The sequence below is a fragment of the Clostridium manihotivorum genome (genome assembly GCF_004015185.1).
In the GTDB taxonomy this organism is placed as follows: Bacteria; Bacillota; Clostridia; order Clostridiales; family Clostridiaceae; genus Clostridium_AR; species Clostridium_AR manihotivorum.
On the sequence record NZ_CP025746.1, the window covers coordinates 3,640,078 to 3,654,309 of the forward strand.

13 protein-coding genes and 1 pseudogene are annotated in these 14,232 nt (G+C 32.0%); 3 read left to right on the forward strand and 11 right to left on the reverse strand.

Going from position 1 to position 14,232, the window contains the following annotated elements; translation table 11 throughout:
- Positions 1-63: 63 nt before the first annotated feature.
- From C1I91_RS16465 to C1I91_RS16480, 4 genes are all read right to left on the reverse strand, one after another.
- Positions 64-1,050: a methyl-accepting chemotaxis protein gene (locus C1I91_RS16465; protein ID WP_128213837.1), complete on the reverse strand. Its 987-nt coding sequence runs from the start codon at positions 1,048-1,050 to the stop codon at positions 64-66.
- A 14-nt stretch (positions 1,051-1,064) separates the two neighbouring features.
- Entirely contained in the window at positions 1,065-2,165 is a 1,101-nt protein-coding gene (locus C1I91_RS16470; RefSeq protein WP_128213838.1) for an FIST signal transduction protein, read from the reverse strand.
- 273 nt (positions 2,166-2,438) lie between these two features.
- Positions 2,439-3,077 carry a non-canonical purine NTP pyrophosphatase gene (locus C1I91_RS16475; protein WP_128213839.1) on the reverse strand — a complete coding sequence of 213 codons (639 nt, stop codon included), beginning with the start codon at positions 3,075-3,077 and terminating at the stop codon, positions 2,439-2,441.
- Between the two features lie 300 nt (positions 3,078-3,377).
- On the reverse strand, positions 3,378-5,516 hold the full coding sequence (locus C1I91_RS16480) for a chitobiase/beta-hexosaminidase C-terminal domain-containing protein (RefSeq protein WP_238475805.1): 2,139 nt from the start codon (positions 5,514-5,516) through the stop codon (positions 3,378-3,380).
- 430 nt (positions 5,517-5,946) lie between these two features.
- Between C1I91_RS16480 and C1I91_RS16485 the strand changes: the two genes are divergently transcribed.
- On the forward strand, positions 5,947-6,297 hold the full coding sequence (locus C1I91_RS16485; RefSeq protein ID WP_128213841.1) for an SdpI family protein: 351 nt from the start codon (positions 5,947-5,949) through the stop codon (positions 6,295-6,297).
- 128 nt (positions 6,298-6,425) lie between these two features.
- On the opposite strand, the gene C1I91_RS16490 is transcribed toward C1I91_RS16485, so the two are convergent.
- Positions 6,426-6,857: a helix-turn-helix domain-containing protein gene (locus tag C1I91_RS16490; protein WP_128213842.1), complete on the reverse strand. Its 432-nt coding sequence runs from the start codon at positions 6,855-6,857 to the stop codon at positions 6,426-6,428.
- Positions 6,858-7,256: 399 nt separating this feature from the next.
- Between C1I91_RS16490 and C1I91_RS16495 the strand changes: the two genes are divergently transcribed.
- Both C1I91_RS16495 and C1I91_RS16500 read left to right on the forward strand, forming a co-directional pair.
- Positions 7,257-7,712, forward strand: a complete 456-nt coding sequence (locus tag C1I91_RS16495; protein WP_128213843.1) for a DUF2798 domain-containing protein — start codon at positions 7,257-7,259, stop codon at positions 7,710-7,712.
- An 80-nt stretch (positions 7,713-7,792) separates the two neighbouring features.
- A complete protein-coding gene (locus C1I91_RS16500) occupies positions 7,793-7,972 on the forward strand; it encodes an H-type small acid-soluble spore protein (protein ID WP_128213844.1) in 180 nt (59 codons plus the stop codon).
- An 85-nt stretch (positions 7,973-8,057) separates the two neighbouring features.
- Here the strand turns inward: C1I91_RS16500 and C1I91_RS16505 are convergent, their stop codons facing one another.
- The 6 genes and pseudogenes from C1I91_RS16505 to tnpC form a co-directional block, all read right to left on the reverse strand.
- On the reverse strand, positions 8,058-8,696 hold the full coding sequence (locus tag C1I91_RS16505) for a TetR/AcrR family transcriptional regulator (RefSeq protein ID WP_128213845.1): 639 nt from the start codon (positions 8,694-8,696) through the stop codon (positions 8,058-8,060).
- Positions 8,689-9,891, reverse strand: coding sequence for an MFS transporter (locus C1I91_RS16510; RefSeq protein WP_128213846.1), 1,203 nt, complete (start codon positions 9,889-9,891; stop codon positions 8,689-8,691). The genes C1I91_RS16505 and C1I91_RS16510 overlap by 8 nt, the downstream gene beginning before the upstream one ends.
- Before the next feature lie 333 nt (positions 9,892-10,224).
- Positions 10,225-11,013 carry a sugar phosphate isomerase/epimerase family protein gene (locus tag C1I91_RS16515; protein ID WP_128213847.1) on the reverse strand — a complete coding sequence of 263 codons (789 nt, stop codon included), beginning with the start codon at positions 11,011-11,013 and terminating at the stop codon, positions 10,225-10,227.
- 22 nt (positions 11,014-11,035) lie between these two features.
- Positions 11,036-12,145 carry an ABC transporter ATP-binding protein gene (locus tag C1I91_RS16520; RefSeq protein WP_128213848.1) on the reverse strand — a complete coding sequence of 370 codons (1,110 nt, stop codon included), beginning with the start codon at positions 12,143-12,145 and terminating at the stop codon, positions 11,036-11,038.
- A gap of 156 nt (positions 12,146-12,301) precedes the next feature.
- Positions 12,302-12,580 carry a hypothetical protein gene (locus C1I91_RS16525; protein ID WP_128212955.1) on the reverse strand — a complete coding sequence of 93 codons (279 nt, stop codon included), beginning with the start codon at positions 12,578-12,580 and terminating at the stop codon, positions 12,302-12,304.
- Positions 12,567-14,183 (reverse strand): annotated as a pseudogene (tnpC, locus tag C1I91_RS16530) (IS66 family transposase). The gene C1I91_RS16525 and the pseudogene tnpC overlap by 14 nt, the downstream one beginning before the upstream one ends.
- Positions 14,184-14,232: the final 49 nt, after the last annotated feature.

The following is a 14,232-nucleotide window of genomic DNA, read 5'->3' on the forward strand; positions in this document are numbered from 1 at the left end:
TCTCTCTCCTCTATCCCTAATATTAATAACACTCTGAGCGGACATACTACTTCAATCCTAAATCTATTTTTTCTTTAAAGAATTAGAGAGCATATTTTCTAATTGCTGTAAAAATTCTGTAACATTACATATTAGTACAGATCTTTTACTCATTCTTAGGTTTAAGTTATCTAGTTTGTCCCCTAAAGAAGTAACAATCTCAGCTACAGAGCCAACACCAGTAGCAGCACCATTTATCTCTGAGCTAGTACGTTCGATCCCGGTTATTATATGTCTACTAAAATCTTTAACTTCTTGTGTACAGTCTGTTACTTGCTTAAAATCATTTTGAACATTTTTAGCATACTCAAAATTATCTCGAATTGAACTTTTAGTGTTATCTATCTCTCCCCTTAAGGAGTCAATACTTTCATATAAAGACTTAACACTGTTGTCAATACCACTTACTAACTGAGCCGTTGATGCAGATAATTTTCTTATCTCATCAGCTACAACAGCAAATCCTCTTCCTGCTTCTCCAGCTCTGGCAGCCTCTATAGACGCATTTAATGCTAACAAATTTGTGCTACTTGCTATATTAGTTATATCCCCCGACATTTCTTGTATACTTTTGAAATTATTCTCTAATGTGTGAAAAGCTTCGTTGATGGAATTAAGCTGGATGCATGTACCATCTAATTTCTCAGCTAATGTTCCCATTCTGTCATCAGCTTGTTTTACTGCCACATCTGAACGATTCATTACGCCGTCTATCTTATTAGCATGTTGACTAAAATCATTAAAATTTGAGTCTAGATTACTAAGCATTTTCTGTATATTATTAATTTTACCATATGTATTGCTTATATCTTGAACTGTCTGAGTAACTTTAACTTCTTCTTCCATAAACTCACTCAATTTCTTTTCTATATGTAAGAGTCCATAGTTTATGTATGTATCATTATTATCCTGAGGCTTTTCTATCTCAAAATTGTTCCATTGTTCCATATTTATATTCTGGTCTATGCTATTATTTTCTACTACGCTTTTCTTTGATTTAAACCACTTCATCTCTTATACCTCACTTATTCAAATACAGCAATAACCATTGTTTGGTTAAAATGCTGATGATCAAGCTGTTCTCCATAACCTGCAAAACCTATATAATTTCCTAAAGCACTGCTCATGCTCTTAGCAAATTCATTTAAATAGCCATCTTTTTCAAAAAGCAGGGATCTTGCTAGACAGTTTATCATTATGGAAAATGAAGGATTAGGAACATCCTTTTTTACTTGCTTTATAGTTTCACTTATTACATGCTTATAATCATCAGGTTCAAGTAAAACCATTTTTGAGTTGTTATAAACTCTTGCATGATAAGACATGCCGTTGTTACTTGTAACAGCTTGATTAGCAGTAATATACATATCATTACCTATGATTCTTCCTAATGGATTAGTATCCAAGTATTTATTCAAGCCTTCTACTGTAGTGTTTAACGCCTCTGCAACCACTTTAGCCGCCGGCCTATTGTCATATTCATAGACTATTCTATTTCTAACATCCACTTTTGTCGCAGTAAAGTAATGATTAGTAGGTTTATAGATATTTTCTCTATATAATCTAATCTTACCACCTAAGTTTTTTATTAAAACAAAGGCGCAAGCATTTTCATATACTTTGCCATTAAAGGATATCATAGTCTTTTCAGCTTTTCCTTGATCTCCTGATGAGCCTCCAAAAAGCGGAATACTATTTAACTCAAGTACAGAATTTAAAGTGGCCAAAGCTAGCTCCTCACAGCTGATTAGAGCTGAAGAAATCTCAAAACAAACTGTATTTTTAGTGTCCTTTAACTTGTCAACACAGTTGGTTATTCTATCAATATATTTTATTGGGAACTTATCTGCCTCTTCTAGTATATCAGCATAACATTCTATCCCCTCTTCAATTCCCATTACAAGCAGCGAATCCTTATACGCACCTTCTTTACAAAAACCTGCAAAGGTGGTTGATCCAAGTACTATGCTGTCTTTGAATTTGTCTTTTATGACTGTAGTAAAGCTTTCAAAATTATTGACTTCTGAAAAAAACAAAATCAACTTTGGGGCAATTAGCCCACTGGTAGCTTCTGTAACAGCCTCTAATGGATTTTTTTTAGAACTTTTTCCTATTTTATAATTCATACCCTACACCTTCTAAAATAAAAAATATATTATTAATAAATATTTAATTTAACATTTATAAATTGTGACTAAATTTGCTTTTATCTAACATTTATCGACATGATAATTATAGTATAATTACAAATATAAGTCAATTACAACAACATAAGGCATATAGTTAAATAAAATTAACCATATGCCCTAATCTTAAAACCACAACATTTTTCTTTGTTTTTAAAGTACTATTAAAATATCTATAATATATCAAGCAAGTCACATTCAGCCTTCATTTCTTTATTTACCTTTAAATACTTCAGACTTCAAATAGTCATTTAAACTTCTAATAAAAAAACTTCTATATCCAGAAAGAATTCCTAGATTCTCGCTTTTATTATCCTCTAAATCATAGTAATATTTCATACTTTCAATTTCTACAGATATTGAGTCCAGCGGGAACCCCTCTCTATACTTTTCATGAGGGGTATCTACTAAGTAAAATTTTTCAGACCATATGTCCTCTCCGTCATGACTATAAATATGATGTTCATCCATAATCAGACAGATAGCATTTTTATAATAAGCCGTTAACTTTCCTCCATATTTTTTTGCTAAATTGCTATAAAAGTCAAGCATTTCTCTATAGCTTAAATTATTTCCCTGAATTCTCTTAACTAACACTCCTGGTTGATCATCTTCTTCAACATTCTCAAAATATAGGCCTGAGTCACAAGAAAATAAAGGCACTTGAATTTGTTTAAAATAGGTTGTGACTTTTTCCACAGCGTTATCAAGTGGGTCTTTTCCATTCTCTTCAGCTTCTACTAATTTCATATCAAATCCGCTAAGACCTGTTACTTCAATATCAAGCCCCTCAAGCATCTTAATCATACTTTTAAGCTTAGACGGATTATATGTACCATAAATCAAATTCATTAAACTTTTTCCTTTCCCTATATAGAGTTTCTAACTCAACTATTACGTTTAAATATGGAAACTCTTTAATTAATCCTTATATAATTATCTTATCTCTTGTAACTTTATTGATTTAAGAGTCATAAACTTTTATATTATGTAATGTAATTATTAGTAATTATATCATAAGTTTCCTCAAATTTCGCCGATAAAATGAAAAACTCACTGAAGTTGCCTCCTTCAGTGAGTTTAAAAATTAAGCTATGTTCAACACAATACTTTAACAGCGCCTAAAGTTAATACTTAATTAATTCTACTTTTCTATTTTCTAATAATATAAGTCTCTGCTACTATATTAGAAGTAACTCCATTCTTATCAATAGCTATCGCTCTTAAAGTAGCAGTACTTTTTATTGTAATAGGACCAGTATATAAATTACTCTTAGCAGAAGGAATACTTCCATCTAAAGTATAATAAATAGATACTCCTTGAGTATTATCACTTAAGGCTACAGTTTGTGCTACCTTGTAAACACCACTTCTTTGGCTGATTATAGGATTTGCAGGCGGCTTAATAATAGTATATTGATTGCTTAATACTCCTGAAGTATTTCCATAAATATCAACAGCAATAACTTTTAAAGTACAAGATGAATTTATACTTATGAATCCTGCATATGGAATGCTCTTAGTAGTTGGAGTGCTTCCATCTAAAGTATAATAAGCCTTCAAATATCCTGGATATTTAGAATAAAGCTGTACAAATAGTGGTGTTTTATAAGTTCCAGCTGGCACACTTGCAGTTGGTGTCGGTATTGCTAAAGCAGTATTTATCTTATAATTTAAGGTAAGAACTTCTGAAGTTTTTCCATTTGAATCTATGGCTATTGCCCTTAAGGTTGAAGTTATTCCTATGGTAATTGGAGTAGAATACAAATTACTTTTCGAAGTTGGTATTGAACCATCAACAGTGTAGTAAATTGAAACTCCAGCAGTTTTATCACTTAAAGTAACTGATATAGCTGAATTATAGGTTCCAGTTGGTATGCTTGCTACTGGTTTAGCTGGTAAAACAACAGGCGCTATTATTGTATAAGTATTACTTAATGCACTTGAAGTATTACCATTGCTATCTATTGCTACAGCCTTTAATGTTGCAGTTGAACTAATTGTAATAGGCGAAGTATATAACGAACTACTTGCTGTAGGTGTTGTTCCATCTAGTGTATAGTATATAGAAACACCTGGAGTAGAATCAGTTAAAGTAATAGTTTGAGCAGATGTATAGCTTCCTGAAGCTAAATTAGCTACTGGCGCACTAGGCATAACCACTTGGCTTGTACCAGTAGGAGCTTTAATTAAACCATAACCATATAAAGAATCTCTACCTGAAGTACCTAAGTCTACAGCTCCACTATCTAAAAGATTTCTAAGCTGCACATTAGTATAAGTTGGATGCTTTTGCTTTAACAAAGCTAAATCTCCTGCTACAAAAGGTGTTGCCATGGAAGTTCCACTCATTTGAGCATATCCACCATTCAAATATGTACTTAATATATTAACTCCTGGGGCACTTACTTCTAGCTTACTTCCTGTGGAAGAGAAATATGCTCTGGTATTTGAAGAATCCACGGCACCTACTGCTATAACTGATGAGTAGTTTGCTGGATAGTCTATACTAGTTCCACTTCCATCCGCACTTCCATCGTTTCCAGCGGCAGCAACTACAAGTATCCCTGAGTTATAAGCAGTATCTACTGCATTTTGTAGTGATATATCCGACTCATTTGCCCCCAAACTCATAGAAATTATATCCATCTTATTGTCAATAGCCCAGTCTATGCCTGAAATTATATCAGAAGTATACCCACTTCCTGTTGAATCAAGAGCCTTTACAGCATAAACTGAAGCATCTGGTGCCACACCTTCTACTCCACCATCTATTCCTTTAGCTCCTATTATTCCAGCAACATGTGTACCGTGACCATTATCATCAGCATAAGATGTTGTACTAGCACCGCTTATTACATTTGTTCCTCCAGCAACAGCTAGATCTGAATGAGTAGCAACACCAGTATCTATAACTGCAACCTTAATTCCCTTGCCTGTCAACCCTGATTGCCAAGAATCTGGTGCACCAATATCAGTAACCCCCCAATTAGTTTGAGTGCTTGTGGTTGTAGCAGCCGCCTTTACCACATGATCTTCTTCTACATATGCCACATTAGGATCACTCTTAATTTTCGCAAGATTTTGTGCTGTAATATCAGCAACAGCTGCTTCAACATTCTTAAACTGACGTCTAAACTTACCATTATACTTTGAAACTATTTGATTACCGTTTACACTTTTAGCTTTGAACTTTATTATGTATCTCTTTGTTCCACTTTGATCAGTTGTTGTACTAACACTTTGATCCTTTGTAGTTGCATAGCTCGTCCAACCAAATGATGATGACAATACCATAGCAGCTACTAAAACTCCACTAATTTTTTTTTAGTTTCATTATAGTCCCTCCTTAGTTAAATAGCTTGTCCTACTAACGAAATTTAAAGATATCAATAGCCCCTCCCCCATCAATATTTTCAATAACTCACTGAATTTTCACTCAACTTTATTATAAACTATTTTTTTTACTCATTCTACATTTTTAGACACAAAAACTGCTTTTTTAATCTAATTTTAATTTTTATTAAATAAATTCTTACAAATAATCTAAATTCCTCAATTGTTTATTTTATTTCCAAGTGGTACATGGATACCTGAGTTGCAAAATGCCATGTGTAAAACCTATAATAATTAAAGAATCTATAAAGTATTGCCAGCCGGTAATAATATATGTAAATATGTGGTATAATAATATTGAATGAATTAGGTGGGGTGATGTTATATGAGTATTTTGGTGAGTTTCATTATTGGACTAGTTTTTGCCTTAATTGGATGGATGTTGATGAAATATCCGCCAGAGAATATAAATAGCAGTCTTGGATATAAAACGCCATTTGCAATGAAAAATAAAGAAACATGGAAGGAAGGTAATCGTTTCTGTGGCAAAATGCTTTTCATAGGTGGTATTATTTTTATACCCTTCTCTATATTTTTTAGATATCTATATATCAATAATATATCCCTATCACTAAGAATATCCTTGATGGGTTTGTTAGTGATTGCCATAGCATGTATTGTCTATACTGAAATACATTTAAAGATTATATTCGATAAAACTGGAATTAGAAAGTAATGTATTTAGAGGGAAGTCATTAAACTTCCCTCTAAAATAAAGTTTTATCAGCATTATTTTTAAACATACTTATCATTTTAAAAATGCTATCAATTCATATTTTGGCACCAACTAAGACATAGTAATACTTACTCATCAATCCAGTCAGTTCTAAGCAGTACCTTCAACTCTTCAGTTTTATCTTTTCCAATCCTTAAACTGATTTCATCTTCTATTTTCTTTTTTATCTTTAACATCTCGTCGCAATAAGATTGGCCCTTAGCTGTTAATAGCACTAATTTTTCCTTCTTATTTCCCTCAATAGGAATTACTTTTACGTACTCTTCATCAATCAATTTCATAGCACACTTATGAGCTGCTTGCCTAGACACTCTTATTTTCCTCGCGGCCTGCGCAATAGTCATACTGTTTTTATTTAACATTGCTAGAAAATGTGACTCAGTATCAGTTATTTCTTCTCCATCTTTATCTATCCAGCGCTTCATAACCTCACTTCTCAATCTCTTATGCTTTTCACTTACTAAATCTATCAAATTAAGCTCTTTTAAGTATTCATTCATTTTTATACACCTCAGGTTTCTCTTCTACCAAAGAAATAATTGCTATATCACTTTACTTTTATACTAACATATTATTATGCCATATATCCATATAAACTAGCTCAGTTTTATATTTTCCACACAACGAAGAGAATCACTAATATGGCCTTCTTTAACGATTCTTCTTTGCGAATATGCTTCGAATGTACATTAGGAACATATGGCAGACCTCATAACTTTTGTTTTTTTGTTCTTCCTCCCATATCTACATTTAAGCTATCATAAATACTTATCCACACCTCTATCCTCCATGTAAATTTATAAAAAATATTATTGTCTCCTCAGTTGACATTCTTGACAATCTCGTGATAGAATCAATTGTCAACCAAGATGACAATATAATAATAAGGAGTTTTTTTAATGGGAAAGAATAAGAAAGAAAATTTTATATTTACACTAATTTGCGCAGCTTTAATGGTTTTTGGTATGTCTATTTATAATGTATTACTTAGAGAAGGAGTAACCTCCTCTTTGGTCAAAGATGTATTAGTAGGATTTTTACCTATTCTATGTATTGCATTGATTATAGATTGGTTTATAGTTGGAAAGATTGCTAAGTTTTTTGTTTCAAAGTTAATAGACAAAAACTCTCCATTAATAAAGAAGATCTTACTTACTTCTTTCTTTATGGTATGCGGTATGTGTTTTTCAATAACTTTAATTGTTTCAACCATGCATCAAGGAATAAACTCAGAATTACCGCTAGTTTTTGTAGGTTCTCTATGGAAAAACTTTATATGCGCTTTACCTCTTCAATTGATTATAGTTGGCCCTATTGCTAGAGCTATATTCTTTAGGATATATCCTGTAGCTTAATAAAACTGCTCACTATCGAATATTTTATAAGATTTAAGTAAAAATACTATTGTCAATTAAATTGAAAAGGAGACTTTAGTATGGATATAAAAAGAGCACAGCAGATTCTTGATTCAGAAGATATGATAGACGTAACTCATAATGGTCAACCAGTATACATTGAAAGCGTGGATAGTAATGCATCTAAGGCATGCATTCATCCAATAAGCGAACCTACCAATAGACAAGATGTTCCATTGGATTCCCTACAAGAACAATAACTTTGCTTATATAAAAGACTCACTGAAAATCACTTCAGTGAGTCTTTTATACATCTACTTTTAAATTTTTCAAAGCAGGCATTTTTTAGGTTATATTACTTATGGAACCTATAATCATATCTATTACAGAATCTGTGATGTCATCAAAAGTTACCATCTCATAGTCTTCAGGAATTTTTGTATAACTCATCCTTTGCAAGACTCCCATGATAGTTTGAAATATATAATATCCTGTCTTTACTGGATTTAAATCTTCTCTAAAAGCTCCTTCTTTAATACCTTGTAGTATGGGGATATTTAAGAAGTATTTATTATCAGTTTTAACGAACTGTTCATAACTTATCTTTAGTTCTTCATTTGAATCATATGCTTCATAATACAAGTCAAAAAGCGTGATGAACTTCATTTGATCTTTATTTTCTTTAGCAAAGTTTACCCAAGAATAAAGCATCTTCTTAAGCTTACCTTTTCCATCTATTCCATTTTGGGAATTCTCTTTTATAAATTCAGTCATATTTTTAAGTATATCTATCTGTACTTCAAATATTAACTGCTCTATTGACTTAAAATGCTTATAAAAGGTCACCCTACTTACTTTTGCTAACTCACAAACATCTTTTATGCTTACATTTATAAAGTTATGCTTTAGAAATAATGCTCTCCCTGCAGTTATTATTTCTTCACGATTTTTACTCTTCACATTTTGATGCCAGTTATCACTCATTCTCAACGACCTCACTCATAAGTGGTTTCTTTGTTTGTTTAGTTAAAAATATAGTTCCAAGCAATATGAAACCTCCCACAGTATAAGGTAAGTTTATATGTTTGTCAAACAGATTTCCTGCCAGTATTGGACCAAGTACATTTCCTATACTAGTATAAGTAGTATTAAGCCCAGATACAAATCCCTGCTGATCTCCAGCCTCGTTAGCTAGCATAGTATTTACAGTAGGTCTCAAGAAAGAGTTAAATGCAAAAAACACAGAAGAAATCACTAAAAGATATAAGAAATTAACCTTCACAAGCATCAAAAATAAAGCTACAGCAGACATTAAAAGCGAAAATTTAATCAACTTATATTCACCGAACTTCTTAATAGCCTTATCAATAAGTCCCACTTGAGTTACAATTCCTATTATTGCACCAAGAGTTATCAATATAGAGATTTTATCAGCTGCTAGTCCATATCTTTGCTTTACATATAGAGAATATACAGTCTCGTAGTTCACAAGTCCGAAAGTCATTACAAAAATTAAAAGCAGATACTTAAAATATGGTGTATGTACAGACTGTACAAGTTGTTTGGTTATAGAATCTTCTTTTTTACCAGACCTTCCTTTAGTTCTTTTTTCTAGCGGCAGTGTTTCTGGCAAAATTATTGTAAGAAGCGTTGCTACAAGGCCTAATCCAGAAGCAAAAAAATAGGGTACTCTTATTCCAAGCTGTGCTATTATTCCTCCAATACCTGGTCCAAGCACCATACCTAAGTTCATTGAGGCACTTAAGTATCCCATTCCTTTCGCTCTAGTTTCTTTTGTAGTCATATCTGCAACATAAGCCAAAACCGATGGCACCATTAAACCCAATCCTATGCCACCTATAAAACGTGCAATATAAAGCTCCAATAGTACATGAGAAATAGCAAATATGAAATCAGAAATAACGGTTAGCAATAAGCCACCTAATATCAATTTTCTTCTTCCATATTTGTCTGAAAGCCTTCCACCTATAGGAGAAAATATAAATTGCGCCGCTCCAAAAGCTGCAACTAAGTACCCAGCTGCTGCCCCACCAGCATTAAATTGCTTTAAATAATCAGGCAATATAGGAATCACCATTCCTTGGCCTAGCAGTGCTATAAATAGATTAAGCATCAAAATTAGCAATGGGTATTTGTTTTTATTTACTTTATTAATCATTATGTCCTCCATAGTTTACACAGTGTAAATGATTTACTCAACGTATACCATTTTATAATAGCTTTTATTGTTTGTAAATATGCTTTTTAAGATATCCATTTTAAAAGTTTTTCTGGGCTCTAGAGTAGCTTTTAAAAGTATATGATAAAATCATATTAATTCTTTGCTCAAGGATCAGATGACTGACCACTTAATTTAAAAACCATACTTTAACGTATCCTAAGTTCAAAGATAAAAAAGAGTAGGATAGATTTAATTTTCTATCCCACTCTATAATAACTTCTAAAACTCATAAAACTTATAACTTATAAACTTAAGCTTTACTACAACTATCTAAAAATACGAGTTAATGTATTTAACAGATTGCTTAAGTCCCTCTACTGTCTTTGTTTCTAAAACACATCTACAGTTATTCTCTTTGGCTAAATTTAGTTTAGAAGCTACATCAATTTCACCTGTTCCTAAAGCTAGGTGATTCTTATTAGCTGTAGCATCATGAACATGCATATGAATTAATCTATCAATATTTCTTCTAACAAATGCCGAATCCTTACCACCAATGCTATGATCATGTCCAATATCGTAGGTTAAAGCAAATACCTTACTTTCAAGGAGCAACTCAATTCCTTCTTCTTGAAAAGCTTCGTAACCATTGGTATTTTCTATGCATATTTTTATATCTTCTTCACCGATCAAATCTGTACATAATTCTCTAAATGAAAGTAATTTTTCTAAATATATTTTCTTATACTTTTCAAATAGATATATCTTTTTTGATGGTAGTGTGAAATACACTCCTTTAGCCATATGCATATTAATAATAGGTATTTTCAGTTCCTTAGAAATTTCTATAGTGCTTCTAACGGTTTCTAAATATGCCTTTGAAACAGCTTCATTAAAGTCGCATATGTTTAGATTTTCATCAAGATGTAAAGTGAAAAATATATTTTTATTCTTCATCATTTCTCTCATATTTTCTATATCCATATTGCATTGTTGGTATTGAGGCATATTCATATTTATCTCAATAAAATCCAGACCTAAACTGTTACATAGATAGACACATTGCTCTAAGGAATCACATTCTATTAAGGTTGGCATTCCAAATAATATATCATCCATTTTTATACATCCTTTATTAGCATTATATATAATAATTTTTGTGATTTTCATTATTCCAAAGCTTCTTAAAGTACTGACTTTCGCTAATTAATTGATCAAAGCTACCCAGTCCATCAATTTCCCCTGCTTTAAATGCATATATTACATCATAATCCTTTATGGAATTTAATCTATGTGCGATTGTGATTATAGTTTTATTTTTTAAGAATTCTTTTAACCTTCTCATAACTAACTGTTCTGTAATGTTGTCTAGAGCCGAAGTGGCCTCATCTAAAATAACAATCTTTGCCTCTGAAAAATATATCCTAGCTAAAGCAACTCTTTGTCGCTCTCCTCCTGATAACATTATTCCTCTTTCACCAACCTCAGTATCCAGCCCCATTGGTAAGCTTTTATAAAAATCCTCTAATCCGACCTGATACATTGCTTTTATTATCTCGCTATCTGAAGCCTCTTTATCAAAGATAATATTTTCGCGCAAAGTACCACTAAAGATAGGAGACTCTTGAGAAGTATATGAAATAAAATCATAGTACTTCCATAATCTAAGCTCTGATAAATCATAACTATCTATAAAAATCTTACCCTCTTTAGGTTTTACTAGTCCTAATAATAATTTTACTATGGTTGATTTACCAGCTCCACTCTCTCCTACTAGGGCTATTGCACTACCTGATTCAATTCTTAATTCTAGCTTTTTGAATATATTCTTATTATTATAGGAAAACCCTACATTATCAAAGTATATATTTCCCTCTGTGGACATAAGAACTTTTCCTGAATTTAGATTTATTTCATCTGGCATGTTGAGTATATTTATTAAACGCTGAAAGGAAGTCTTATCTAGCTTGTATTGAACAAATAGTACATTAAATATAGCAATTGGAGAATAAGCTTTATCAATCAAAGTAAGTAAAGCTATTAATGCACCTGCAGACATCTTGTCCTCTTTCCAGCTAATATAAATCAAAATTATTTTAATTATAATTACAAAAGCTGCAAAAATAGCAAAAAAAGCTTCATGTATCATCTTCATCTTAGTTTTTGATTTAACTATTTCTTCTGAAGCATATTCAGCCTTTCTTATTTCCTTTGCAAACTTATTATTTACCCTAAAAACAACAAACTCCATAAATCCTCTTACTAAATATTTATTAAATATCTCTTCATTATTTAGAATAACGGATTTAATGCTGTAAAGATATTTGAGCAAAACCTTAGTGTAAGCGATGGAACATATACCGTATTGAAAAATATAAGCTTCACAAAAACTTGTGAAGCTTATATTTTAATAAAATCCTTCTTTTGCAATTTGCTTTATATAGTTATATTGTTTTCGAATAAGTTTCTTAAATTCCGAATCTGATAGGTCATCGAACAAGCATATGCCTTCTTCATAAAGGCATTCATAAATCAATTCTGCATAATCATCATCTTCTTTGTGCATTTTCTTGTATCTTTTTTCAAGTTCATATGGAAAATCAAGCGTATAAGCTATTTCATCAATTTTTTCGTTTAGAAAATCCTTGGTCATAGTCATCATGAAATCTATATTAGGCTGACTCACTAGTTTTTTCCTCCTTTGGAGTAGTTTCTGTTGTAGTTGCTTTGCATTGAACTTGTACTTTCTCCGCCCATGGTAAATACTCTTCAAGTAAACATGGATTCGATGCAAAATTAATATTTGGTAACTGGCAAAAAATATAATGCAGATATTTATATGGATCTAAATTATTAGCATTTGACTGTATTTATAATGCTAAATACAATTGCGGATGCTTCCGCCCCGGCTACCGAATCGGAAAACAATGAGTTTTTCCTTGTAATTGCTACAGGCTTTACAGCGATTTCTGATAAATTATTAGATAGGGGTATTCTTCCATCTAGCAAGAAGTTAGTAAAATATTTTTTGTGATTCAGTGTATAATTTAAAGCCTTTCTCAACATATCTTGTGTTGTAAATGTTTTTTCTGCCCATGCAAAAAAGGCATCCAGTATAGGGACACTATAGATAAGTCTATTCTGTTTTCTTTCATCTGGAGATAGCTGTTTCCACTTTCTTTCTAGTTTAAAGAGTTTATCACAATAAGCCCTGCCGACCGCTCCGCCAGAGCTCGGAATCTCTTTTTTTCTAGAATCTAAAGGAATAGCTTCCAGATAGTATCTTCGTAGGTGACTAAAGCATAAGCATCTAGTAATTCCTTCAACCTTTTCATATCCAGCATATGCATCGGAGACATGATACCCTTTAAACTGCTCAAGAAATTTTTTTGCATGTTCACCTGAACGACTTCTGGTATATTGGTATAAAATTACCGGTAAGCTTTCGCAGTTGCCACTTCTATGTATCCATATATATGAATTGCTAGATGCCTTCTTACCTTTCTCTTTGTTTACCTGCCAAGTAGTTTCATCACTCATAATAATACTGCACTTTAATAATTGTTCATGCATCTTTTCATATAGAGGTTTTAGCCAATATTCAGTGCTTCGTATTATCCAGTTTGCCATCATATCTCTTTTAAGCTCTGCACCCATTCTTCTAAAGTCTTTTTCTTGGCGGTATAAAGGTACTGACATCATATACTTTTGATACATTATCCACGCTGTAATCGAAGGCGATGCTACGGAATGCGTAAGCACTGGAGCTGGCACAGGTGCACAATATATAGAATCATATGGATTAACGTCATTTTTTCCACATTCAGTACATTTATAAACGTATTGAACATAGTCTTTGATTATAAGCTTTGCTGGAATATATTCCATTTCGGATCTTACTTTTTTCTTACCAATAACTTTAAGATAACTTCCGCATATTTTGCACACTGCTTCTTCTTCATTAATAACGCATTCAACTATTTCATGTGGTAATGATTTAATCAATTTTTCTCTGTCGCCTTTTTTTCTCACAGGTCGTTTATGTTCTTTTATATTAATAACTTTGGCCTCATCTATAATAGGATCAATTATTTCATCCAGAAAAGAATATTGTCCTTCTATTTGAGGAGTTTTTTCACTTGATGCTCCAAAACGTTGTTTTGATGCATGTAAAACTGCTTGAGTGAGAAGTTCAACATCATGCTCTAGCATAGTTACCTTTCCTGCGACTTTCTATTTTCATTTTCAAGTTCTTTAATTCGTAACTCTTTGCTATCTAAAAACTGCATGATTCAAGGCTCCTTTCTGGTTAATTAACTACTTATATTATACCAGAAA